General features: G+C 47.6%; 13 protein-coding genes, 18 tRNA genes and 3 rRNA genes. 2 read left to right on the forward strand and 32 right to left on the reverse strand.

All coding sequences use genetic code 11. The features are described 5' to 3' along the window. Window positions 1-3 precede the first annotated feature (3 nt). From RRU94_RS24385 to RRU94_RS24495, 23 genes are all read right to left on the reverse strand, one after another. Window positions 4-87: transfer RNA gene (locus tag RRU94_RS24385), tRNA-Tyr, on the reverse strand. 28 nt (window positions 88-115) lie between these two features. Further along, window positions 116-189, reverse strand: a tRNA-Ile gene (locus RRU94_RS24390). A 13-nt stretch (window positions 190-202) separates the two neighbouring features. Continuing rightward, window positions 203-276, reverse strand: a tRNA-Gly gene (locus tag RRU94_RS24395). A 12-nt stretch (window positions 277-288) separates the two neighbouring features. Then, window positions 289-364: transfer RNA gene (locus tag RRU94_RS24400), tRNA-Phe, on the reverse strand. 9 nt (window positions 365-373) lie between these two features. Beyond that, window positions 374-450: transfer RNA gene (locus tag RRU94_RS24405), tRNA-Asp, on the reverse strand. A gap of 6 nt (window positions 451-456) precedes the next feature. After that, window positions 457-530 (reverse strand) — tRNA-Met (locus RRU94_RS24410). Between the two features lie 19 nt (window positions 531-549). Further along, window positions 550-642: transfer RNA gene (locus RRU94_RS24415), tRNA-Ser, on the reverse strand. A gap of 21 nt (window positions 643-663) precedes the next feature. After that, a tRNA-Ala gene (locus RRU94_RS24420) sits at window positions 664-739 on the reverse strand. An 11-nt stretch (window positions 740-750) separates the two neighbouring features. After that, window positions 751-824: transfer RNA gene (locus RRU94_RS24425), tRNA-Pro, on the reverse strand. A 28-nt stretch (window positions 825-852) separates the two neighbouring features. Continuing rightward, window positions 853-929 (reverse strand) — tRNA-Arg (locus RRU94_RS24430). 17 nt (window positions 930-946) lie between these two features. Next, window positions 947-1,035 (reverse strand) — tRNA-Leu (locus RRU94_RS24435). Window positions 1,036-1,056: 21 nt separating this feature from the next. Continuing rightward, window positions 1,057-1,131, reverse strand: a tRNA-Gly gene (locus RRU94_RS24440). 5 nt (window positions 1,132-1,136) lie between these two features. Next, window positions 1,137-1,218: transfer RNA gene (locus tag RRU94_RS24445), tRNA-Leu, on the reverse strand. Window positions 1,219-1,225: 7 nt separating this feature from the next. Beyond that, window positions 1,226-1,301: transfer RNA gene (locus tag RRU94_RS24450), tRNA-Lys, on the reverse strand. 6 nt (window positions 1,302-1,307) lie between these two features. After that, window positions 1,308-1,383, reverse strand: a tRNA-Thr gene (locus RRU94_RS24455). Window positions 1,384-1,388: 5 nt separating this feature from the next. Beyond that, window positions 1,389-1,464, reverse strand: a tRNA-Val gene (locus tag RRU94_RS24460). 4 nt (window positions 1,465-1,468) lie between these two features. Continuing rightward, window positions 1,469-1,543: transfer RNA gene (locus RRU94_RS24465), tRNA-Glu, on the reverse strand. Window positions 1,544-1,561: 18 nt separating this feature from the next. After that, window positions 1,562-1,636 (reverse strand) — tRNA-Asn (locus RRU94_RS24470). 129 nt (window positions 1,637-1,765) lie between these two features. Beyond that, window positions 1,766-1,881: ribosomal RNA gene (rrf, locus tag RRU94_RS24475) — 5S ribosomal RNA — on the reverse strand. A 90-nt stretch (window positions 1,882-1,971) separates the two neighbouring features. Then, window positions 1,972-4,904: ribosomal RNA gene (locus RRU94_RS24480) — 23S ribosomal RNA — on the reverse strand. 198 nt (window positions 4,905-5,102) lie between these two features. Then, window positions 5,103-6,655: ribosomal RNA gene (locus RRU94_RS24485) — 16S ribosomal RNA — on the reverse strand. The 16S, 23S and 5S rRNA genes sit together here with 18 tRNA genes alongside, the layout of an rRNA operon. A gap of 491 nt (window positions 6,656-7,146) precedes the next feature. Beyond that, window positions 7,147-9,783: a cation-translocating P-type ATPase gene (locus RRU94_RS24490; protein WP_315693428.1), complete on the reverse strand. Its 2,637-nt coding sequence runs from the start codon at window positions 9,781-9,783 to the stop codon at window positions 7,147-7,149. Between the two features lie 61 nt (window positions 9,784-9,844). Further along, window positions 9,845-10,714, reverse strand: a complete 870-nt coding sequence (locus RRU94_RS24495) for a LysR family transcriptional regulator (protein WP_315693429.1) — start codon at window positions 10,712-10,714, stop codon at window positions 9,845-9,847. Window positions 10,715-10,815: 101 nt separating this feature from the next. Between RRU94_RS24495 and RRU94_RS24500 the strand changes: the two genes are divergently transcribed. Then, the gene (locus RRU94_RS24500; RefSeq protein WP_315693430.1) at window positions 10,816-11,556 is read left to right on the forward strand and encodes a class I SAM-dependent methyltransferase; all 741 of its coding nucleotides are present in this window, start codon (window positions 10,816-10,818) and stop codon (window positions 11,554-11,556) included. A 54-nt stretch (window positions 11,557-11,610) separates the two neighbouring features. Here the strand turns inward: RRU94_RS24500 and mmsB are convergent, their stop codons facing one another. From mmsB to chvE, 3 genes are read right to left on the reverse strand one after another with little or no spacing between them, the layout of a single operon-like run. Continuing rightward, window positions 11,611-12,756 (reverse strand): multiple monosaccharide ABC transporter permease, encoded by a 1,146-nt coding sequence (gene mmsB / locus RRU94_RS24505; RefSeq protein ID WP_315696129.1) that lies wholly within the window; start codon window positions 12,754-12,756, stop codon window positions 11,611-11,613. A 60-nt stretch (window positions 12,757-12,816) separates the two neighbouring features. Next, window positions 12,817-14,352, reverse strand: coding sequence for a multiple monosaccharide ABC transporter ATP-binding protein (mmsA, locus tag RRU94_RS24510; RefSeq protein WP_315693431.1), 1,536 nt, complete (start codon window positions 14,350-14,352; stop codon window positions 12,817-12,819). Continuing rightward, a complete protein-coding gene (chvE, locus tag RRU94_RS24515; protein WP_315693433.1) occupies window positions 14,349-15,446 on the reverse strand; it encodes a multiple monosaccharide ABC transporter substrate-binding protein in 1,098 nt (365 codons plus the stop codon). The genes mmsA and chvE overlap by 4 nt, the downstream gene beginning before the upstream one ends. A 393-nt stretch (window positions 15,447-15,839) precedes the next feature. On the opposite strand from chvE, the gene RRU94_RS24520 reads away from it, so the two are divergent. Continuing rightward, a complete protein-coding gene (locus RRU94_RS24520) occupies window positions 15,840-16,034 on the forward strand; it encodes a hypothetical protein (RefSeq protein WP_315693434.1) in 195 nt (64 codons plus the stop codon). A gap of 27 nt (window positions 16,035-16,061) precedes the next feature. On the opposite strand, the gene RRU94_RS24525 is transcribed toward RRU94_RS24520, so the two are convergent. The 6 genes from RRU94_RS24525 to RRU94_RS24550 form a co-directional block, all read right to left on the reverse strand. After that, window positions 16,062-17,249, reverse strand: a complete 1,188-nt coding sequence (locus RRU94_RS24525) for a response regulator (RefSeq protein ID WP_315693435.1) — start codon at window positions 17,247-17,249, stop codon at window positions 16,062-16,064. A gap of 11 nt (window positions 17,250-17,260) precedes the next feature. Further along, window positions 17,261-19,045 carry a sensor histidine kinase gene (locus RRU94_RS24530; RefSeq protein ID WP_315693436.1) on the reverse strand — a complete coding sequence of 595 codons (1,785 nt, stop codon included), beginning with the start codon at window positions 19,043-19,045 and terminating at the stop codon, window positions 17,261-17,263. A gap of 18 nt (window positions 19,046-19,063) precedes the next feature. Then, window positions 19,064-20,023 carry a substrate-binding domain-containing protein gene (locus RRU94_RS24535; RefSeq protein WP_315693437.1) on the reverse strand — a complete coding sequence of 320 codons (960 nt, stop codon included), beginning with the start codon at window positions 20,021-20,023 and terminating at the stop codon, window positions 19,064-19,066. Window positions 20,024-20,150: 127 nt separating this feature from the next. After that, complete coding sequence (locus tag RRU94_RS24540) at window positions 20,151-21,125, reverse strand: glycoside hydrolase family 43 protein (RefSeq protein WP_315693438.1); 975 nt, start codon at window positions 21,123-21,125, stop codon at window positions 20,151-20,153. Continuing rightward, window positions 21,122-22,210 carry a sn-glycerol-1-phosphate dehydrogenase gene (locus RRU94_RS24545; RefSeq protein ID WP_315693440.1) on the reverse strand — a complete coding sequence of 363 codons (1,089 nt, stop codon included), beginning with the start codon at window positions 22,208-22,210 and terminating at the stop codon, window positions 21,122-21,124. Before RRU94_RS24545 ends, RRU94_RS24540 begins: the two co-directional genes overlap by 4 nt. After that, window positions 22,207-23,721: an arabinosylfuranosidase ArfA gene (locus RRU94_RS24550; RefSeq protein ID WP_315693441.1), complete on the reverse strand. Its 1,515-nt coding sequence runs from the start codon at window positions 23,719-23,721 to the stop codon at window positions 22,207-22,209. The genes RRU94_RS24545 and RRU94_RS24550 overlap by 4 nt, the downstream gene beginning before the upstream one ends. Window positions 23,722-23,726 lie beyond the last annotated feature (5 nt).

Consider the following 23,726-nt stretch of genomic DNA (forward strand, 5'->3'; position numbering starts at 1 on the left):
AAATGGTGGAGGGGGGCAGATTCGAACTGCCGAACCCGAAGGAGCGGATTTACAGTCCGCCGCGTTTAGCCACTTCGCTACCCCTCCATATGAAGAGAAAAATTTAAATGAAAAATGGGCCTGAATGGACTCGAACCATCGACCTCACGCTTATCAGGCGTGCGCTCTAACCAGCTGAGCTACAGGCCCATCATAACAATAATGGAGCGGGTGATGGGAATCGAACCCACGACATCAGCTTGGAAGGCTGAGGTTTTACCATTAAACTACACCCGCATATTGCTAAAATGGTGGCTCAGGACGGAATCGAACCGCCGACACAAGGATTTTCAGTCCTTTGCTCTACCAACTGAGCTACTGAGCCGTATAAAAATGGCGGTCCGGACGGGACTCGAACCCGCGACCTCCTGCGTGACAGGCAGGCATTCTAACCAACTGAACTACCGGACCAAACGATTGCGGGGGCAGGATTTGAACCTGCGACCTTCGGGTTATGAGCCCGACGAGCTACCGAGCTGCTCCACCCCGCGACGATAAAATAATGAATAATGGAGGAGGAAAGGGGATTCGAACCCCTGCGCGGTTTGACCCGCCTGTCGGTTTTCAAGACCGATCCCTTCAGCCGGACTTGGGTATTCCTCCAACATAATATATAAAAATAATTGGTGGAGCCTAGCGGGATCGAACCGCTGACCTCCTGCGTGCAAAGCAGGCGCTCTCCCAGCTGAGCTAAGGCCCCATTTAAACAGATCGGGAAGACAGGATTCGAACCTGCGACCCCTTGGTCCCAAACCAAGTGCTCTACCAAGCTGAGCTACTTCCCGTCAAAACGAAAGATCGTTTATGTATAAATGGCGCGCCCGAGAGGACTCGAACCTCTAACCGCTTGATTCGTAGTCAAGTACTCTATCCAATTGAGCTACGGGCGCACTATTTTGTTGTAAAGTGGTGCCGAGGACCGGAATCGAACCGGTACGGTAGTCACCTACCGCAGGATTTTAAGTCCTGTGCGTCTGCCAGTTCCGCCACCCCGGCAAGGGTGTATAAGCTTGATAATGGAGCGGAAGACGGGATTCGAACCCGCGACCCCCACCTTGGCAAGGTGATGTTCTACCACTGAACTACTTCCGCAAAAGTGCGGGTGAAGGGACTTGAACCCCCACGCCTTGCGGCGCCAGATCCTAAGTCTGGTGCGTCTGCCAATTCCGCCACACCCGCATGTACATGGTGAGCCATGAAGGACTCGAACCTTCGACCCTCTGATTAAAAGTCAGATGCTCTACCGACTGAGCTAATGGCTCGGTAAATGGTGCCGGCAAGAGGACTTGAACCCCCAACCTACTGATTACAAGTCAGTTGCTCTACCAATTGAGCTACACCGGCATAAATGGTGGAGGATGACGGGATCGAACCGCCGACCCTCTGCTTGTAAGGCAGATGCTCTCCCAGCTGAGCTAATCCTCCGAAATGGTGACCCCTACGGGATTCGAACCCGTGTTACCGCCGTGAAAGGGCGGTGTCTTAACCGCTTGACCAAGGGGCCATTTTATACTGTTTGAATTGGCTCCGCAGGCAAGACTCGAACTTGCGACCGATCGGTTAACAGCCGATTGCTCTACCACTGAGCTACTGCGGAATAAAAATATTTTAACGACAACTATTATATATTATCATTTTTTCGCTAGTTAGTCAATAACTATTCAAGAATTAATGTTGTTTTTTATATATTTGCAACCATAAAAAGAGCAGCATATGTAATTCTTTTGCCAGGCGGCGTCCTGCTCTCACAGGGGGAAACCCCCAACTACCATCGGCGCTGAAGAGCTTAACGGCCGTGTTCGGGATGGGAACGGGTGTGACCTCTTCGCTATTGCCACCTGACTATGAAGTTTGAAAGAAGTGTTCTTTCAAAACTGGATAGAAGCGTTATTGTATGGGTAAAAAACCTTTCGATTACACGCCAAGTGTACATTGATTAAGTCCTCGATCGATTAGTATTCGTCAGCTCCATGCGTCGCCGCACTTCCACCTCGAACCTATCTACCTCGTCATCTTCAAGGGATCTTACTTACTTGCGTAATGGGAAATCTCATCTTGAGGGGGGCTTCATGCTTAGATGCTTTCAGCACTTATCCCGTCCACACATAGCTACCCAGCGATGCCTCTGGCGAGACAACTGGTACACCAGCGGTGTGTCCATCCCGGTCCTCTCGTACTAAGGACAGCTCCTCTCAAATTTCCTGCGCCCGCGACGGATAGGGACCGAACTGTCTCACGACGTTCTGAACCCAGCTCGCGTACCGCTTTAATGGGCGAACAGCCCAACCCTTGGGACCGACTACAGCCCCAGGATGCGATGAGCCGACATCGAGGTGCCAAACCTCCCCGTCGATGTGGACTCTTGGGGGAGATAAGCCTGTTATCCCCGGGGTAGCTTTTATCCGTTGAGCGATGGCCCTTCCATGCGGAACCACCGGATCACTAAGCCCGACTTTCGTCCCTGCTCGACTTGTAGGTCTCGCAGTCAAGCTCCCTTGTGCCTTTACACTCTGCGAATGATTTCCAACCATTCTGAGGGAACCTTTGGGCGCCTCCGTTACATTTTAGGAGGCGACCGCCCCAGTCAAACTGCCCGCCTGACACTGTCTCCCACCCGGATCACGGGTGCGGGTTAGAATTTCAACACAGTCAGGGCAGTATCCCACCAGCGCCTCCACCGAAGCTGGCGCTCCGGCTTCCAAGGCTCCTGCCTATCCTGTGCAGACTGTGCCAAAATTCAATATCAGGCTGCAGTAAAGCTCCACGGGGTCTTTCCGTCCTGTCGCGGGTAACCTGCATCTTCACAGGTACTATAATTTCACCGAGTCTCTCGTTGAGACAGTGCCCAGATCGTTGCGCCTTTCGTGCGGGTCGGAACTTACCCGACAAGGAATTTCGCTACCTTAGGACCGTTATAGTTACGGCCGCCGTTTACTGGGGCTTCAATTCAGACCTTCGCTTGCGCTAAGCCCTCCTCTTAACCTTCCAGCACCGGGCAGGCGTCAGCCCCTATACGTCGCCTTGCGGCTTTGCAGAGACCTGTGTTTTTGCTAAACAGTCGCCTGGGCCTATTCACTGCGGCTCTCTCGGGCTTGCACCCTACCAGAGCACCCCTTCTCCCGAAGTTACGGGGTCATTTTGCCGAGTTCCTTAACGAGAGTTCACTCGCTCACCTTAGGATTCTCTCCTCGCCTACCTGTGTCGGTTTGCGGTACGGGCACCTTACATCTCGCTAGAGGCTTTTCTTGGCAGTGTGGAATCGAAGACTTCGGTACTAAAATTCCCTCGTCATCACAGCTCAGCTTTAATGGAAACGGGATTTGCCTCATTTCCAGCCTGACTGCTTAAACACGCGTATCCAGCTGCGTGATCTCCTATCCTCCTGCGTCCCCCCATCACTCAAACGATGCTTGGTGGTACAGGAATATCAACCTGTTATCCATCGCCTACGCCTTTCGGCCTCGGCTTAGGTCCCGACTAACCCTGAGAGGACGAGCCTTCCTCAGGAAACCTTAGGCATTCGGTGGAAGGGATTCTCACCCTTCTTTCGCTACTCATACCGGCATTCTCACTTCCAGGCGCTCCACCAGTCCTTCCGGTCTGGCTTCACAGCCCCTGGAACGCTCTCCTACCACTGACACCATAAGGTGTCAATCCACAGCTTCGGTGATACGTTTAGCCCCGGTACATTTTCGGCGCAGAGTCACTCGACCAGTGAGCTATTACGCACTCTTTAAATGGTGGCTGCTTCTAAGCCAACATCCTGGTTGTCTGGGCAACTCCACATCCTTTTCCACTTAACGTATACTTGGGGACCTTAGCTGGTGGTCTGGGCTGTTTCCCTCTTGACTACGGATCTTATCACTCGCAGTCTGACTCCCAAACATAAGTATCTGGCATTCGGAGTTTGTCTGAATTCGGTAACCCGGGATGGGCCCCTAGTCCAAACAGTGCTCTACCTCCAGTACTCTTCGTTTGAGGCTAGCCCTAAAGCTATTTCGGAGAGAACCAGCTATCTCCAGGTTCGATTGGAATTTCACCGCTACCCACACCTCATCCCCGCACTTTTCAACGTGCGTGGGTTCGGACCTCCAGTGAGTGTTACCTCACCTTCATCCTGGACATGGGTAGATCACCTGGTTTCGGGTCTACGACCTCATACTCATGCGCCCTATTCAGACTCGCTTTCGCTGCGGCTCCGCCTTATCAGCTTAACCTTGCATGAAATCGTAACTCGCCGGTTCATTCTACAAAAGGCACGCTATCACCCGTTAAAGGGCTCTAACTACTTGTAGGCACACGGTTTCAGGATCTCTTTCACTCCCCTTCCGGGGTGCTTTTCACCTTTCCCTCACGGTACTGGTTCACTATCGGTCACTAGGGAGTATTTAGCCTTGGGAGATGGTCCTCCCGGATTCCGACGGAATTCCTCGTGTTCCGCCGTACTCAGGATACACTCAAGAGAGAAGAGAATTTCGGCTACAGGGCTGTTACCTTGTTTCGCGGATCTTTCCAGATCGCTTCACCTATCCTCTTCCTTTGTAACTCCGTATAGAGTGTCCTACAACCCCAAGAAGCAAGCTTCTTGGTTTGGGCTATGTCCCGTTTCGCTCGCCGCTACTCAGGGAATCGCGTTTGCTTTCTCTTCCTCCGGGTACTTAGATGTTTCAGTTCCCCGGGTATGCCTCCTCCTGCCCTATGTATTCAGGCAGGGGTACCATCCCATTACGGATGGCGGGTTTCCCCATTCGGAAATCTCCGGATCAAAGCTTACTTACAGCTCCCCGGAGCATATCGGTGTTAGTCCCGTCCTTCTTCGGCTCCTAGTGCCAAGGCATCCACCGTGCGCCCTTTCTAACTTAACCTAAAATGGCGGTGTATCTTACTCGGTTTTTTGCTTTGGTCATACAATGTGTTGCTTCTATCCAGTTTTCAAAGAACAGTTTCAGCTGCCTGCATAAATAAATGCGGGCACAAGAAGAGATTGAACTCTTCAAAACTGAACAAAATCAAACGTCAAACGTTTGTGAGAACCAAGTTCTCACTTCCGTAAATATCCTTAGAAAGGAGGTGATCCAGCCGCACCTTCCGATACGGCTACCTTGTTACGACTTCACCCCAATCATCTGCCCCACCTTCGGCGGCTGGCTCCCGTAAGGGTTACCCCACCGACTTCGGGTGTTGCAAACTCTCGTGGTGTGACGGGCGGTGTGTACAAGGCCCGGGAACGTATTCACCGCGGCATGCTGATCCGCGATTACTAGCGATTCCAGCTTCATGCAGGCGAGTTGCAGCCTGCAATCCGAACTGAGAATGGTTTTATGGGATTGGCTAAACCTCGCGGTCTTGCAGCCCTTTGTACCATCCATTGTAGCACGTGTGTAGCCCAGGTCATAAGGGGCATGATGATTTGACGTCATCCCCACCTTCCTCCGGTTTGTCACCGGCAGTCACCTTAGAGTGCCCAACTAAATGCTGGCAACTAAGATCAAGGGTTGCGCTCGTTGCGGGACTTAACCCAACATCTCACGACACGAGCTGACGACAACCATGCACCACCTGTCACCGCTGTCCCCGAAGGGAAAGCCCTGTCTCCAGGGAGGTCAGCGGGATGTCAAGACCTGGTAAGGTTCTTCGCGTTGCTTCGAATTAAACCACATGCTCCACCGCTTGTGCGGGCCCCCGTCAATTCCTTTGAGTTTCAGCCTTGCGGCCGTACTCCCCAGGCGGAGTGCTTAATGCGTTAGCTGCAGCACTGAGGGGCGGAAACCCCCCAACACTTAGCACTCATCGTTTACGGCGTGGACTACCAGGGTATCTAATCCTGTTCGCTCCCCACGCTTTCGCGCCTCAGCGTCAGTTACAGACCAAAGAGCCGCCTTCGCCACTGGTGTTCCTCCACATCTCTACGCATTTCACCGCTACACGTGGAATTCCGCTCTTCTCTTCTGCACTCAAGCCTTCCAGTTTCCAATGACCCTCCACGGTTGAGCCGTGGGCTTTCACATCAGACTTAAAAGGCCGCCTGCGCGCGCTTTACGCCCAATAATTCCGGACAACGCTTGCCACCTACGTATTACCGCGGCTGCTGGCACGTAGTTAGCCGTGGCTTTCTGGCCAGGTACCGTCAAGGTACGGGCAGTTACTACCGTACTTGTTCTTCCCTGACAACAGAGTTTTACGATCCGAAAACCTTCTTCACTCACGCGGCGTTGCTCCGTCAGACTTTCGTCCATTGCGGAAGATTCCCTACTGCTGCCTCCCGTAGGAGTCTGGGCCGTGTCTCAGTCCCAGTGTGGCCGATCACCCTCTCAGGTCGGCTACGCATCGTCGCCTTGGTGAGCCGTTACCTCACCAACTAGCTAATGCGCCGCGGGTCCATCTGTAAGTGACAGCCGAAGCCGCCTTTCAATCAAGAGCCATGCAGCTCTTGATATTATCCGGTATTAGCCCCGGTTTCCCGGAGTTATCCCAGTCTTACAGGCAGGTTACCCACGTGTTACTCACCCGTCCGCCGCTGACTTGAACAGAGCAAGCTCTGTCAAGTCCGCTCGACTTGCATGTATTAGGCACGCCGCCAGCGTTCGTCCTGAGCCAGGATCAAACTCTCCAAAAAAGTTTGACTTGCTCATTTGTTCCCACTAAAACACGGGGTGTTTTTAGTGGAAGATAAAAATTTAAAACGTTGACGTTTTTATTGATTTTGTTCAGTTTTCAATGTTCAATTCGTTTACGCCGTCTTTGCGACAGCTATAACATCATATCATTAAGCTCTTTTATTTGTCAACAACTTTTTCAAAAAGTTTATTAACCTCTTTATGTTCCTCTCGTTCTAACTAGAAGAACTTCTTAATGACAGGCTTTATTCTATCGCATTTCTCAAAAGCAAGTCAACTTCTTTTTAAAGTAAAATAATTGATGATCTTTACTTTAATTCAGTTGTGTTTTTGCTTGATGTCTTAGCGACGTTTAATAATATATCATCTATCAATCTAAATGGTCAATACATTTTTCGAAAAAAATATAAAAAATTCTTTTCACCTTTTCCCAAATTTCTACCCTGCTTATACAGAAAGCCCCGGTCGTGTGTTTAACCGGGGCTTTCCTTTAGGATCTTTTATTTTGAATAAGCTTGATTACTTCCATAAGAACAACCGCCGCTAAGGCAAGTCCTGCAGCAACGAGCCACTCATCCCAGCCAAACGAAGGTGGAATCGAAAAAATGTTTCGTATGCCTGGCAGCACCGTTAATCCATACAGCAAAAAGCAAACACTTACGGCACCAAGAACATATTTATTATTGAAAAATCCTACTCCAAATACTGTTTGTGTATTGGAACGGGCTGCAAAAGTTTGAAGTGTCCGGGCCAAGATCAGTGTAGTGAAGGCCATGGCGATACCCATTTCTGCCGACGTCTGCACCCCCATGTAATGAGAGAAAATAACCACGATTCCAATCAGCAGCCCCCGGGTGACTACCGCTCTTAGCGTTCCTCCAGAAAAGATGCCTTCGTTTATATCGCGCGGCTTTCGTTTCATAACCCCCGGTTCTTCCTTTTCCATTCCAAGCGCCAACGCCGGAAGCGAGTCATTAATCAAGTTGATAAATAAGAGCTGCAGCGCTGTAAATGGGTTCGGAAGATTAAAAAACACTGCGAATAAAATAGCGATGATTGCGCCAAGGTTTCCAGCAAACAAATAACTAATCGCTTTTTTTATATTGTCAAATACCGTACGTCCAACGCCGACGGCATTCACAATCGAAACAAAGTTATCATCTGCGAGCACCATGGCGGCTGAATCCTTCGCTACGTCCGTCCCGCTTCCCATCGCAATGCCGATATCCGCTTGTTTTAAAGCAGGTGCGTCATTGACGCCATCCCCCGTCATCGCTGTAATGGCGCCTTTTCGCTGCCATGCGCGGACAATACGGATTTTATTTTCGGGTGAAACACGTGCATAAACTGAGATATTCTCCAGCTTCTCATCCAGTTCTTCGTCTGAAAGCCGATCCAGTTCCTGGCCGGTTAAAGCAATATCATTTTCATCCATTAAACCGATATCCCGCCCGATTGCCTTCGCGGTCGTTTTATGATCACCTGTAATCATAATAGTCCGGATGCCGGCACTTTTCGCTTCTTCAATAGCTCCGTATACGGCTTCACGCGGCGGATCGATCATGGCCGTCAAGCCGACGAGCACCAAGTCATTTTCATCCTCTGCTGCAATAGAAGCTTTTTCAGGGGAAAGCTTTTTATAGCCATATGCCAAAACACGAAGCGCATCATTTGAAAAAGCTTCATTTGCTTCTTTTACTTCGTTCAGCTTCTCTTCGGTAAGCGGCTCCTCTTTACCGTTTGTTAAAATAAAGCGGCATCGCTTGAACATCACATCGGGGCCGCCTTTTGTAAGCATCAGCCGTTCCCCCTCAATCGTATAAACGGTTGACATAAGCTTACGGTCAGAGTCAAACGGCAGTTCCAGTTCACGCTGAAACTGATCCCGCAGCTGTTCAGGAGGTTCATTCATCTTTTTTCCAAAATGAAGCAGTGCGGTTTCAGTCGGGTCCCCAATTTCTTGACCTTCTTTATTTACGTATGAGTCGTTACAAAGCAGGGCGATATAAAGAAGCATTTGCTCAGACTTGTTTCTTTCCTCACGCGCTTCAGTAAATGTCTGTCCTACTCCCGGCAGAAAGGTGTTTGTAACGGTCATTTTATTTTGGGTAAGCGTGCCGGTTTTATCTGTACAAATCACACTCGTTGAACCGAGTGTTTCTACTGCTGGAAGCTTCCGGATAATCGCCTGCCGTTTTGCCATTTTCGTTGTTCCAACGGCCATGACGATGGTTACAATAGAAGAAAGAGCTTCAGGAATCGCAGCTACAGCAACAGCGACCGCGAACATAAACGCATTCAGCATCCCTTCTGTCGTATCTACCTGCTCATTGCCAAACCAAATGCGCAATGCCTGGGCCGCAAAAATCAAAATACATAAAACGAGAATACCTATTCCAAGCTTCTTGCTGAATTCGTCCAGCTTCCGCTGAAGCGGGGTTTGTTTAGACTCAGCAGTCGCGATCATATTAGCAATTTTTCCGATCTCTGTTTCATTGGCCGTTCCCGTTACTACAAAACGGCCGCGTCCATTTACGACCAGGGAACCGCTATGTACCATATTAAGCCGATCACCAACAGGTACTTGCTCTGTTAATGTATCCGTGCTTTTTTGGGCTGCTTCAGATTCTCCAGTCAGCATTCCTTCGTTTACCTTCAATGATTCACTGGCAATCAGCCGTCCATCTGCCGGTACATAATCACCTGCATCAAGCTGAACAACATCCCCTTTTGCCAGCTCTCTTGCGGGCACCGTTTGACTCACGCCATCACGCATTACTTTTGCGGACGGGGCGGACATTTCACGCAGTGCATCAAGGGAGCTTTCCGCTTTTCTTGTTTGAATGACGCTGATTACGCCGTTTAACAAAAGAACAAGAAAAATAATAAAGGACTCTACCGCCTCGCCAAGCACAAGCTGGATGCCGGCTGCTACAAGCAGAACAATCACCATGGCATCTTTAAACGTGGCTAAAAAAAGCTTCCAAACAGGGTCCTTTTTCTTGCCCTTAATCTCATTAAAGCCATGCTCTTCGAGTCGTTTTATCGCTTCCCCGGTTGTTAATCCCTGACTGGTTGTATTCCATTCTGCGATCACATCATCTGCACTTTTGCGATAGGTTTCCAATGAGGCAGCTCCTTTCTGTTATTTGGCTTTTGTTTTTTGCTTTCTTAAACATCCGTCTGGATCATCCGCTTTTTCCATCTTGTACTGACAAAAGAAACTGTTTAAACAAGTCCGCTTCCTCTGTTATCGTTTTTTCAATTAAATACGTATGGGATGCTTGTTTTTCCGCAGCTTCAGACGGATAGGTGCTTAGCCTGCCCGAAACAAGCTCTTCTTTTACCATCGATTTTGGTATGTATGACACCCCAAGACCCGCTTCAATAAATCGCTTTGTTACATCCATCTGGCTGACGGTCATGGTTTTCAAGTGGGGATGTTTCTTTTTCAATTCTTTTAAAAGCTCTTCCCAGTAACCCGGATGGTTATGCGCCAGAACCCGGTAATTTTTTAAGAGAAAAGCTTCATCGATCTGTTCAGCCGCCGGCCCGGCCAGTATAACCGCTTCACTATGAATGATACTGACAGATGTACCGGCAAAAGCAGAAGGCATTCGCGCAAGTCCAATGTCTGCCTCACCGCTCCCTACTTTTTCGCCGATTTCATAAGACTTATGAATGTCGATCTGTACATCAATTTCCGGAAAACGGGCCATAAACTGCTGAAGGACCGGGGGCAGAAAGGACGAGGCAATCTGCGGTGCACAGGCAATCGCCAGCTTTTTTGTATATCCCTGCTTCCAGGCGTCAAACTCACTTATATTCCGGTCAAATGAATCGGCGATTTCCTTTGCACGCGGGAGAAAAAACAAGCCGGCTGGTGTCAGCTTGACCGCTTTCCCATGCCGCTCAAACAAAGAGATATCCAGCCGATCCTCCAGCCGTTGAATATGCTTTGTAACGGCCGGCTGGGAAATAAACAATTCTTCTGAAGCCTGCCGGAAATTTTCTGTTTCCGCTGCTTTTAAAAATGTTTTAATCCAATAAATGTTCATACGTTCCCCCTTATTCCACTTCGTTATTAAATTTCTCATTTTTAACTAATTTTCATTATATAGGAAAAACACTATACTGAATGAAAAGGAGTGAAGTGAATATGATCTGGAATGCACAGTTATATGATGGAAAACACCAATTTGTCTCAAAATTTGGCGAGGATGTTGTAGGCCTGCTTGCACCAAAAGCCGGCGAAGCGATTTTAGATGTCGGATGCGGCACAGGTGATCTGGCTTTTTCATTGTTTAACAAAGGAATTCAGGTGGCTGGCATTGACCAGTCTGCCTCCATGATCGAAGAAGCAAAACAAAAATACCCGCATATCCCATTTTTCGTAGAAGACGCCCACAACCTCCCGTTTGAGGAAAAATTCGATGCGGTATTTTCAAACGCCGCTCTGCATTGGATGAAAAAGCCCGAACAAGTGCTGGGCGGTATATTCAAGAGTTTAAAGACGGGCGGCCGGTTTGTGGCAGAGTTTGGCGCCAAAGGAAACGTCGCTTCTATTTCCCGGGCTATTATCGGGCAAATTGATCATTACGACCATAACCAATATCCATGGTTTTTCCCTTCGATTGGAGAATACACTTCTTTAATGGAACAAGCCGGCTTTCATGTCGCGTTTGCCGAGCACTTTGAACGGCCGACCCGTCTTGAAGGTGTAGACGGGATGCGGAATTGGATCAATATGTTTGGTGATGTGGTCATGGGCGCACAGACACCGGAAGAAAAAGAGCGGATCATATCCGGGGCTGTAGCCACATTGACGGAAGAACGGTTTTATGAAGATCATTGGATCGCGGATTACTGGCGGATTCGTGTAGTGGGAACAAAAAAATAACCGGGAAGCCCTCTTTGGGCTTCCCGGTTATTTTTTATTCTGCCGTTCCTCTTTTTACGCTGCTTTATTTTTATTGTAAATATCAAATGCAACTGCCGCGAGAAGCACAAGCCCTTTGATCCCCTGCTGCCAGTCGATGCCGAGGCCAAGAAGGGACATCCCGTTATTCATGATTCCCATCACGAGGCCGCCGATGATCGCACCCGGGACAGTTCCAATACCGCCGTACGCAGAGGCACCTCCGATAAAGCAGGCCGCAATGGCATCAAGCTCAAACAAGTTTCCGGCTTTTGGAGTAGCCGCATTTAAGCGGGCCGCAAAAATCAAGCCGGACAGCGCAGAAAGAACGCCCATGTTGACGAATACCCAAAATGTCATTTGTTTTGTTTTAATCCCCGACAGCTGTGCCGCTTTTTCATTTCCGCCAATTGCATAAATATGGCGTCCAGCTTTTGTTTTTTTCATGACATATGTGTAAACGACAATTAAAATGCCAAGCAGGATTAACACATTCGGAATGCCTTCGTAGGAAGCCAGTACGTAGGTAAACACATTCAGCAGCACAATCATGCTGACAAGCTTTAAGATAAACATTCCTTTTGGCTGTACATCAAAACGAAACTTTATTTGTGTGCGGCGTGTTCTCAGCTGGCTGATCACAAGCACAACAGACAACACAGCACCAATGGAAAGAGTTACTACATTTGCGGCGCTTCCATCCGGAATAAAGCCGGAGCTTATTTTTTGGAATGCCTCCGGGAATGGAGCGATTGACTTTCCTTCTAATACAATCATCGTCAAACCACGGAACAAAAGCATGCCGGCAAGCGTCACGATAAAGGCCGGAATTTTCACATAAGCGACCCAGAAGCCCTGCCAGGCGCCAATCAAAGCACCGATCAAAAGAGAAATCACGACAGCGCCAAACGTGGACATTTCGTAATTGACCATTAAAATAGCTGAAATTGCGCCGACGAACGCAGCGATCGAACCGACAGACAAATCAATATGACCGGTAATAATGACAAGCATCATGCCAATCGCCAAAATTAGAATGTAACTGTTTTGCAGGATTAAATTGGTGATATTCAGCGGCTGAAGAAGCAGTCCGCTTGTCAGCACCTGAAACAGCATCATGATGATGATCAATGCAAAAATCATGCTATATTGGCGCATATTATTTTTCAAAAGCTCTTTCATCGGAGACTCTGGCTGAAGCGACGAGTAATTTCTTTGTTTTTGAGCGTGTGACTGCATCGATTATCCCCTCACCTTTCTTTTGGTCATATACATCATCAATGTTTCCTGGCTGGCCTCTTCTCTTGCTACTTCACCTGTAATCGATCCTTCATTCATGACATACACGCGATCACACATACCAAGAAGCTCCGGCAGCTCAGAGGAGATCAGCAAAATGCCTTTTCCTTCTGCGGCCAATTCATTGATAATCGAGTAAATTTCGTACTTTGCACCAACATCGATGCCACGTGTCGGCTCATCCAGAATTAAAATATCCGGCTCTGAAAAAATCCATTTGCTCAGAACAATTTTCTGCTGGTTCCCGCCGCTTAAGTTGCCGGCTTTCTGTAAAACAGACGGTGTTTTAATCCGGAGCTTTTTACGGTAATGCTCCGCTTCGATCTTTTCTTTGTTTTCATCAATGATGCTTCGCTTGGAAATTTTATCGAGGCTTGCGAGCGTAATATTTTGCTTAATGTCATCCATTAAGATAAGGCCGTTGCCTTTCCGATCCTCCGATACATACGCCATCCCCTGCTTAATCGCACTTGTTACATTGGGAAACTGAACTCCCCGGCCGTTTTTTACAAGATGGCCGCTGATTTTTTTGCCGTATGATTTGCCGAAAATACTCATCGCCAGTTCTGTGCGTCCTGCGCCCATTAATCCGGCAACACCGACAATCTCTCCGCGCCGGATATGGAAGCTGACATTGTCAATCATTTTCCGGTCGGCGTGCGCCGGGTGATACACCGTCCAGTTTTTCACTTCAAAAACCGTTTCACCAATGTTTGGTGTGCGCTCTGGATAGCGGTTTGTCAGGTCACGCCCGACCATTCCTTTAATGATCCGATCCTGGTTAACGTTATCCCGTTTCATATCGAGCGTTTCAATAGACTGCCCATCCCGAATAATCGTCATGGAGTCCGCCACCCGCTCAATTTCATTTAACTTGTGAGAAATCATAATGGCTGACATGCCGTGGCCCTTAAATTCAAGCAGTAAATTCAATAGGTTCTCACTGTCATTTTCATTTAAAGAAGCAGTCGGCTCATCTAAAATCAAAAGTTTTACATCCTTTGCGAGTGCTTTTGCAATTTCTACGAGCTGCTGCTTGCCGACGCCAATATCTTCTACTTTTGTCTGCGGTGACTCTTTTAATCCGACTTTTTGCAAAAGCTCTTTTGTTCTCATCATCGTTTCATTCCAGTCAATCACGCCATTGCGGCTCAGTTCATTACCGAGGAAAATATTTTCGGCTATCGACAAATATGGAATAAGGGCCAGCTCCTGATGAATAATGACGATGCCCCGCTCTTCACTTTGACGGATGTTTTTAAATTCACATACTTCTCCGTCCAGCAAAATGTCACCTGTGTAAGAGCCGTGCGCATAAACACCACTGAGTACTTTCATGAGCGTAGATTTTCCTGCACCGTTCTCTCCGCACAACGCATGAATTTCACCTCTTTTAACTTGAAGGTTTACGTTGGAAAGTGCTTTAACCCCGGGAAACTCTTTTGTAATACCGCGCATTTCGAGAATGATGTCTGTCATTGTGCCACCTCTTCTTTCTGGCCAAGCTGCTCAGCCGTATAATAACCGCTGCCTACCAGCACGGAATCATAATTGGTTTGGTCTACTGAGACAGGATTTAATAAAAACGAAGGAACGATCTTTGCGCCGTTGTCATATGTTTTTGTGTCATTCACGTCCGCTTTCTCACCATTAAGCACCGCTGTCGCCATATCCACCGCTTTTTCCGCTAATTGGCGTGTGTCTTTAAAAATGGTCTGGGTCTGCTGTCCATGAATGATCGATTTTATCGAAGCAAGCTCAGCATCCTGGCCGGTAATAACCGGCATTGGCTTTCCGGCTGAACCATACCCGATTCCTTTCAAGGAAGAAATCACACCGATGCTGATTCCGTCATACGGGGACAGCACCGCATCGAGTCGGTCTTCCGTATAGTAAGCGCTTAACAAATTATCCATCCTTGCTTGCGCCACCGCTCCGTCCCAGCGAAGAGTCGCACCTTGATTAAATTTTGTTTGTCCACTTTTCACCACCAGCCTGCCGCTGTCGATATATGGCTGAAGAATGGACATAGCGCCGTCAAAAAAGAAATACGCGTTATTGTCATCTGGCGAACCGGCAAAAATTTCAATATTAAATGGGCCTTTTCCATCTTTCAGCCCCAGTTTTTGTTCAATATACTGGCCTTGCAGGACACCGACCTGAAAGTTATCAAATGTCGCATAATAATCAATGTAGTCACTGTATTGAATCAAACGGTCATAGGCAATAATTTTAATGCCTTGCTTGTGCGCCCGCTCAAGCACCGTCGTTAAGGCTGCCTGCCCATCAATGGGCGCAACCACCAGAACGTCCACACCTTTTGTGATCATATTTTCAATTTGAGCTGTTTGGTTTTCGACAACATCTTCTGCATATTGAAGATCCGTTTTATAGCCAAGCTTTTCGAATTGCTTTTTCATATTTTCTCCATCGTTCACCCAGCGCTCCGATGATTTAGTCGGCATGGAAATACCGATATACCCTTTTTCGCTTCCACTCGTATCAATGACACCGCATGCGGATAAAAATAACATCAGCAGCAGAAGGATTGGAACCGAAAGCCACTTTCTCATTTGATGCTCCCCCTTTTGTTCCTTGTTTTCTTACCTTGACTATAGCACCGCACCTGATAGGCGTCTTTTCAATAAATTACCTTCTTTTATAAAAATTCAACTTTTATAAAAACGCTTTCATAAACATATAAAAAAACTGCCTTTTCCTTAAAAGGCAGTCAGTGTGTAGACAAAGTCTTTCGCTTTAAAAAAAGAGCCGATAAGTGAAGCCGGCCGGACTTCGCGTTCCGCGGGCAGTGCAGGAGCCTCCTCGGCTGCGCCTACGGGGTCTCCCGACTCACTGTACTTCCCGCAGGAGTCTTCGTCCGGCAGGCTTCACTAAGTAGTATTGAAGATCCATAAGCAAAGACTAAATAGATATTTTCTCTTTTTTAAACAGAAAGATACGGCCTTATGAGCCCTATCCAATCTTGTCGCAAGCCACTTGGCGGCGGGAGGGCGGCGCAGACGAGCGGGCAGATGAGACCGGTGGAGCCGCCAGGCGAAGTCGGGCTCAGCGCCTGCCCCATGGAAAGCGGAGCTGCCTGGAAGCCGCCGATTCATCCCATTCATGTGCACGGTCATCCATATCATTTGTCTACAGTCTGACGGCCTTTTTCCTTAAGAGGCAGCTTGTTATCCGCTATTTTTGCGGTACTGATTCGGTGACATGCCCACAGCTTTTTTAAAAGCAGTGCTAAAATAATGCTGGGATTCATAGCCGACGGCTTCCGCAATATGCAAAATCGGCAGATCCGTTGTTTGAAGCAGATGAACAGCTTTATTCATTCTTTTCCCTGTTACAAGCTGAACAAAAGAAATGCCAAGCTCCTGCTTTATAATCCTGCTTAAATAAACCGGTGAGACTTGCAGGGCTTCTGCAGTAGATTCAAGTGAAAGCTCCGGATCTTCAAAATGCTCATGAATATATTCTTTTGCCCGGCGGACTATAGGGGACGCCAAGGCATCCTGGTTTGCCCGCTGCAGGCATTTTTGATAAGCAAGTGCTACGTGTTCCGTGATGTTCTCTCGGTAAAACTGGCTATGTATGTTCATATATTGCTTCAACGCTTCCTCTATCTCCCAAACAAGCTTTTCTGAAAGAGAAACCCATGTAATTAACACAACATGTTCTTCGTTTGAAAACAATAAATGCTCCGTTTCCTTCAGCCAGTCTTCTGCAATGTTTTTTACAGCAAACAGCATCATTCGGCGGTCGTTATCCGTTAAAATCGGCTTGCCAGAACGGTATGCCTGACTTCGAATAATGCCAATTTCCTCTGGCATTTCAGCAGGAAGTCCAAAAAACTCCAACTGCGCCCTGACTTCTTCCTCTTTTAACGTCTGCTCAATCCATTCCCTTCCGAATGCTTCCTTTAGTGTTAGTTTATTTTTGGTAAGCTGCGCACTCATTCTTTCTACACGGGTGGATTCTCGTTCATTTTTCTGAAGCTGGTCACGCACACGGGTAACAACTTCAAGCAGCTGCTCCGGTTTTACCGGCTTTAAAATATAGTCTGTTACATTTAAGCGAAGCGCTTCCTGCGCATACGTAAACTCGTCATGCCCGGTAATAATAATGACCTGGCAGTCCGGCTTTTGTTTTTTCAAGGCGCGTATCATTTCGATTCCATTCATAATAGGCATGTTTAAATCGGCGAGTACGATATGAACATCGTGCTCCAGGGCGAGTTCCAGTGCTTCTTCTCCGTCTTCCGCCAATGCTGTTACTTCCATACCGAGTTCCGTCCAGTCAATGGACTCCTGCAGCCCTTCTCGAATCATCGGTTCATCGTCTGCAATAAGCACCTTCCAATTTTTCATAGTCCTCCCCCTTATTCTCCTGTTAAACGATAATTCAATGGCAGCACAACCACTACTTTTGTGCCAGCACCCCGCAGGCTTTTTATTTGGATGCCGTATTGGGAGCCGAATACGAGCTGAATTCTTGCCTGTACGTTCATCATGCCGTAGCCAAAATCCGTTTTCTGCATCGTTTTTTCGGTCTGGACGGATGCCAGCTTGGCGCGGATTTGTTCCAGCCTTTCTTCTGTCATGCCGGCTCCGTCATCTTCTACCGTTAACAAAAGCTGTTCGTTTTCTTCACAAGCGGAAATATGGACATGTCCCGGCCCCCGCCTTTCTTTTATTCCGTGGTAAATCGCGTTTTCCACTATCGGCTGAAGAACGAGTTTAAGCACGGATGCGTTTTCTACTTCAGGTGCCATATGGATCGTGTAATGGAGCTTATCCTTATACCGGGCTTTTTGAATGCTCAAGTAGCTTTTAATATGTGTGATTTCATCTTGCAGAGAAATAATATCGTGCCCCTTACTCAAGCCAATCCGAAACAATGTAGACAGTGATTCCACAACCTCTGCCACATCGTATGCTTTTTGCTTTCTGGCCATCCAATTAATGGTGTCGAGCGTGTTATATAAAAAATGAGGCTTAATATGTGCCTGCAGACTGCGCAGCTCCGCTTCTCTTTTTTGCTGCTCCTGCACTTTGTTCATCATCATCAGTTTTTCAATACGAATTAACATTCGGTTTAAGCTTCTGCCCAGCATGCCAATTTCATCTCTCCGACTATCCCTGTAGCGAACCGCCAGATCACCTGCATCCACCTTTTGGATAAATGAAATAATTCGCTCGATCGGTCTTACCATTGAGTTTGATAAGATATAAGCGGCCGTAATAGCAATGAAAAAAATAAGAAAAATAAAGCAAACAACAAAAAAGTTAATGGTCCGCACTTCTCGAACAGATTCTTGGGTTGAAAAAACGCCGACGGTGGTCCAGTTGGTAAAGGGCTGGTTTTGATAAATAAACTGTCTTTTTTCTCCATTTATGACAGACGAAAAAGAACCGGCTTTCTTCACCTTGAATCGCTCAACAGGCACGCCTTTAAGCAGCGAGGGCTCAGGCGAATAAATCGGCCGGCCGGCTTCATCAAGCACCATTAAGTAACCTGCTTTTCCTGTATTAATATTTCGAGCCGCTTCTGCTATCACCCGGATTTTTAAATCAATTAAAATCACACCTTTTACTTTCTTGGTGTCCGGATCTACAATAGCCCGTACAACCGATACCACTTCCTCTTCACCGTAATGGACGTGGCTCGTAATAGAGCGGTTTTTCGGCCGGCCGATCATTTTAAAAATCCCGGCTCCTTCGACCGCCTGCTTGTACCAGTTCTCTTTCGTAAGGTCCCAATCAGGCGGAGCATATAATTCATTGCTGACAGCTTCCCCCTTGCTGTTTACGGCTAAAATACCGGCTACTTCAGGATAAAGCGTTGTAAGCCTTTGCATAAATTGCCGAATTGAATACTCTCCTTCTTCCGTTCGTTTCCCATCTAAAAACGTCTCTACTTCAGGATCAAATGAAAGCAGGTAACTGACATTCTGCATATTTCCTGCATAGTACTCGATTGATTTATTGACCTGCCCAATGAGCTGAAGCGTATTTTCGGTTACTTGATCTTCAATCACACGTTCAACCGTCACGGCAATAAGCAGGCTGAGGACAATGGCAGGAATGATCGTAATACAGAGCAGCAGCGCGACCAGCTTATGCTTAATTGGAATGTTATTCAATTTCCATTTAGTTATTTTCATGTTTATCTCTTCTTTCCTTTACCATGCATAATAGGAGGCGGCATTCTCTTTTGTAACGACCGTTACCCCTGTATTGACACGGGCTGGAATGGACGAATCCGGATCTTGATGAAGCTGGACCAAGAAGTGCAGAGACTGGTAGCCCATCTCCCATGTTCCCTGGGCAATGGCTGCATCGATTTCTCCAGATTGAATCAAATCGAGCGTCGTTTTGTATGTATCAAACCCGACGATTTTCACATCCCGGCCGTCTGTCCTGGCTGCCTGTGCAATACCCGCTCCTGCATTTGCCTCTGTTGAAAAAAAGCCGCCAATATCCGGATGCTTCTTAAACAAATTTAGAACTGCCTGTCTGGCTGTTTTTTCATCCCGTCTTCCGTTTTCAACAGCGACTACCTGCATATTCGGGTAATGCTGCTTAATGGCTTCGGTAAAACCCTTTGTGCGTTCCTGCAAATTCAACTGGCCGGGTGCGGTAATGACCGCTGTTTTTCCTTTTTCGTTCATAAGAGACGCAAGCTTATGAGCCGCTTCTGCTCCTGCTTCTTTGTTATCCGTGCCTAAAAAAGAAGCTGCACCACTTTTTGGCGCATCTGCATCAAACAATACAACTGGAATACCGACTTCAACAGCCTGTTTGATCGTTGGATTTAGCTTTTCTGCGTCTACTGCTGATATGGCGATGCCGGCAGGCTTACGGGCAATGACCTGCTCAAGGACTGTAATTTGTTCATAAGTGTCAACTTGTGGCGCTCCTCTATATTCAATCGAAACACCCAATTCCTCTGCTGCGTCTTCAAATCCTTTGATTGCCGGCTTCCAATAATCAATACCGGCTTGAAACGTCACCATTACATATTTCTCATCAAGCGATTCCGGTGATGAATGCTGAAGTGTTCTTTCGCTCGTTTGATAAAAATAAAAATAAAGACCGAATGCGATGATTAATACTAAATAAATAGCAAGCAGCTTTTTCATTGAGCAAGCCCCTTTCGAAGGAAGCATTAACTTGTACGTATAACGTAATTTCAAGATAGCATTTTTATGCTTTTTCTACAATGAGCGTACGCATAAAAAAATGTGCGCCTTTAAAGGCGCACATTTTTTATACAGTAGAAGCCGGTGCTGCGTTTGGAACTGGCTCCCCGAACACCGGATATCCTTTTTCGTCATAATGAAACGGCTGAATGCAGGCGTGCCGGCCGGCATCATTTAACGCTTCTCCGCCGCCCGTTTTATGGTCGCGGGCATGGTACACAAGCAGGTCGGTTATGCCGTCTTCGGCAACCGTAAAGCTGTTATGTCCCGGGCCAAACTTTTCGTTTTGATCACTCGTTTGAAAAACAGGCTGCTGCACTTTTTCCCATGACGCCGCATCAAGCAGGTCGGCTTCCTCGTCTGCCGCAAGCATCCCCATCGCATAGTTTTCATCGGTCGCACTCGCTGAATAGGTGATAAAGATTTTTCCGTTCCGCTTCAGCACAGCCGGTCCTTCGTTCACAGGAATTTTACGCATTTCCCATTCCAGATCAGGCTTTGTCAGCATCACTTGCTTAGCTTTCAGTGTCCACGGGTTTTCCATCTCCGCAATATACAAATTCGAGTTTCCTAGAATGGCTGGATCTTTTTGTGCCCAGACATAGAAGTATGTGCCTTTATGCTCGAATACAGTCGCATCCAGTGAAAATGAATCCCGGTTCGTTTTGATCTGCCCTTTTTCTTCCCATTCGCCTTCAAGCGGGTTTTCACCCTTATTTCGGATCACATACATGCGATGCTGAAACGTTTTATGCTCCGGATGTGCTTTTTCACTTGGAGCCGCTGCAAAATAAATGTACCAGCTTTCTTCTATATAGTGAAGCTCCGGTGCCCAAATCAGGCAGCTCAGCGGACCTTCCTCATGCTTTGTCCAGACGGTTACAGCATTTGCTGTACGGAGACCATCAATAGTCGTTGAACGCCGCAATTCAATACGGTCAAACTGTGGACTTGATGCAATAAAATAATAGAAACCATCTTTATGTTTATAGATAAACGGATCTGCTTGCTTTAACAGCAGCGGGTTTTCATAAACAGTCATTGGAGCACCTCTCTTTCAAATTTGATATGTTGTTCATTTAAAAATCGGAGCATTGTGTGACGGTCCCGCAGCCTGTGGGCGTGTTGAAGGCTGGAGGCTACAAGGCCTTCTTCAATATGAAGGTCAGCCGGTGAAACCGGAGCCCCTACACGTTTTAACAGCTCAGCAATAAAATTCGGATCGGGCGTTGTTACATCTGCTCCTGCTTTTTCAATTTCTGATTGGTATTTTTTATAGATAGAAGCAATGAGCACCGTCGCTGCTGCTACTTTCGCGCCGTGCAAAATTTGCGGGCGCCCTGTTCGGATAAATTCCATCTCCCAAAAATGCGACAAATGATGCTCTGCTCCAGAAGCTGGGTGCGATTGACCAAACAAAAGCATCGCTTTCCCAGATTCAATGAGCGCATTCATCAGAATCCGGATGCCTTCTTCTTCTTTTGCAGCAATTTGCTCCACATGATGAACGCATTGCCATAAAGCTTTTTCTGTTATAGCTGCCGCTTCCTCCGAATAAGGCTCGCCTGCTGTTGAATAGCTGAACCGCCAGTCCGCAAGCGATGTAAACTTTGCCGTCATGTCGCCGAAACCGGCTGCAATCATTTCAGGCGGCGCAGCGGTTAAGACGCCAATATCCGCAAAAAGCGCTGCCGGTGACGCGGCTTTAAAGGTTGTTTTCTTTTCACGGACGATGAGCGGTGCACCAACCGATGTAAATCCATCCACAGACGGAGCAGTCGGAATCGAAATGAAAGGAACTCCAGTTTTGTCGCTGCAAAACCGGGTAATATCATGAATGGTTCCTGCCCCAACAGCCAGGAGTGCATCCAGGCTTTGATCAATCGCAATAAGTGCCTGCACAAGAGAGATTTCATCTGCTTTAACATCACCATGAATATCCGGCTCAATGAGACACGTCTTTACGTTAATTCCTGCCTGGGTCAGCTGTCCTGCCAGATCATGACCGGCTGCTTTTTGCGTATACTGATCGGCAATAAGCAGCACGCGGGTCCAGCTCTTCGACTTCAGGTACTCCGCACATTGTTGAAACGCATCCCGTTCCACAACAATCGGCTCGATCTTCATCCTCTTTCTCCTCTTTTTTGCAGGCGGATCACATTCCAGGAAAGTGCTGGAAGCGATGCTGTGACAGTGCCGCCGTCAATTGAAGCATCACCGTTTGAGTGGGGCTTAACCGGCGTAGAACCGGCGGAATTCGACTGTTTCACGTTGCCGCGGTTTTCAAGCACAATATGCTCTGCCACCTCATAGCCTTCAAAATTGCGAATATCACATTCGAGCTGAAGCGGCTCCCTTACCTCGCGGTTCAGCGCAAAAATAGTCAGCTGATCCTGCTCCTCGTTGTATACCGCCATTGATTCAAGCACAGGCACGTCAGTAAAATCCTTACTGTCGTATTTCGGTGACGAAACAATCGGATGGAGCGCTATGCCGCGTCCGTATACAGATGCATGCATAAACGGATAATAGATGGTTTGTTTCCAGGCTGATCCGTTTTGCTCGGTCATAATTGGTGCGATGACATTCACAAGCTGTGCCAGGCAGGCGATTTTTAATCGGTCGGCGTGCTTGAGCATGGTAATGAGCATGCCGCCTACAAGCAGTGCATCTTCAAAGTTATAAATATCTTCGAGCTGAGGCGGTGCGACAGTCCATGGCTCCAGCTTCTTATCCTGCTCATTCGAGTGATACCATACATTCCACTCATCAAAAGCAAGATGAATGTGCTTTTTGCTCCGTTTTTTCGCTTTAATGTAATCGGCAATCGAAATAACCGAGCGAATAAAGTCATCCATTTCCATCGTTTGAGCCAGGTAGTTTTGAAGGTCGTTATCGCGGTTGCCGTAATACTGGTGAAGTGAAATAAATTCCACGTGCTCGTACGTATGATCTAACACTGTCGCTTCCCATTCGGCAAATGTCGGCATGTTCCGGTGCGAGCTTCCGCAGGCAACAAGCTCTATCGTCGGATCTACCCACTTCATTGCTTTAGCCGTTTCTGCGGCAAGACGACCATACTCGTGTGCGGTTTTGTGCCCGATTTGCCATGGGCCATCCATTTCATTTCCTAAACACCACGTTTTAATGTTATATGGGTCTTTTACGCCGTGCGAAATGCGCAGATCACTATAAAAAGAGCCGCCTGGATGATTACAGTATTCTACGAGATTTCGGGCTGCATCAATACCACGCGTTCCCAGGTTCACTGCCATGTTAACGTCTGTTCCGGCCCGCTTTGCCCATTCCATAAATTCATTTGTGCCAATTTCATTTGTTTCAAGCGCGCGCCACGCAAGCTCCAATTTTTTCGGACGCTTACTTTTAGGACCAACCCCATCTTCCCAGTTGTAGCCGGATACAAAGTTGCCGCCCGGATAACGAACAAGCGGTACCTGCAATTCGTTTACGAAATTGATCACGTCGCGGCGAAACCCGTGCTCATCCGCTTCAGGGTGATCCGGCTCGTAAATACCGCCGTAGACGGCCCGCCCTAAGTGCTCAATAAACGAACCGTATACTCGTTTATCGATTTCTGCGATTTTAAAATCTTTTTCAACAATCATAGTCGCTTTCATCTTGC

The sequence above is a fragment of the Domibacillus sp. DTU_2020_1001157_1_SI_ALB_TIR_016 genome, from assembly GCF_032341995.1.
Classification (GTDB): Bacteria; Bacillota; Bacilli; order Bacillales; family Domibacillaceae; genus Domibacillus; species Domibacillus indicus_A.

Excerpts from the sequence above, each read along its gene's own strand:
- RRU94_RS24545 (WP_315693440.1), bottom strand. The coding sequence starts at position 22,210 with ATGAAGATCGAGCCGATTGTTGTGGAACGGGATGCGTTTCAACAATGT.
- RRU94_RS24525 (WP_315693435.1), bottom strand. The coding sequence starts at position 17,249 with ATGAAAAATTGGAAGGTGCTTATTGCAGACGATGAACCGATGATTCGA.
- mmsA (WP_315693431.1), bottom strand. The coding sequence starts at position 14,352 with ATGACAGACATCATTCTCGAAATGCGCGGTATTACAAAAGAGTTTCCC.
- RRU94_RS24520 (WP_315693434.1), top strand. The coding sequence starts at position 15,840 with ATGAGCCCTATCCAATCTTGTCGCAAGCCACTTGGCGGCGGGAGGGCG.
- RRU94_RS24495 (WP_315693429.1), bottom strand. The coding sequence starts at position 10,714 with ATGAACATTTATTGGATTAAAACATTTTTAAAAGCAGCGGAAACAGAA.
- RRU94_RS24535 (WP_315693437.1), bottom strand. The coding sequence starts at position 20,023 with ATGAAAAAGCTGCTTGCTATTTATTTAGTATTAATCATCGCATTCGGT.
- RRU94_RS24530 (WP_315693436.1), bottom strand. The coding sequence starts at position 19,045 with ATGAAAATAACTAAATGGAAATTGAATAACATTCCAATTAAGCATAAG.
- RRU94_RS24500 (WP_315693430.1), top strand. The coding sequence starts at position 10,816 with ATGATCTGGAATGCACAGTTATATGATGGAAAACACCAATTTGTCTCA.
- chvE (WP_315693433.1), bottom strand. The coding sequence starts at position 15,446 with ATGAGAAAGTGGCTTTCGGTTCCAATCCTTCTGCTGCTGATGTTATTT.
- mmsB (WP_315696129.1), bottom strand. The coding sequence starts at position 12,756 with ATGAAAGAGCTTTTGAAAAATAATATGCGCCAATATAGCATGATTTTT.
- RRU94_RS24540 (WP_315693438.1), bottom strand. The coding sequence starts at position 21,125 with ATGACTGTTTATGAAAACCCGCTGCTGTTAAAGCAAGCAGATCCGTTT.
- RRU94_RS24550 (WP_315693441.1), bottom strand. The coding sequence starts at position 23,721 with ATGAAAGCGACTATGATTGTTGAAAAAGATTTTAAAATCGCAGAAATC.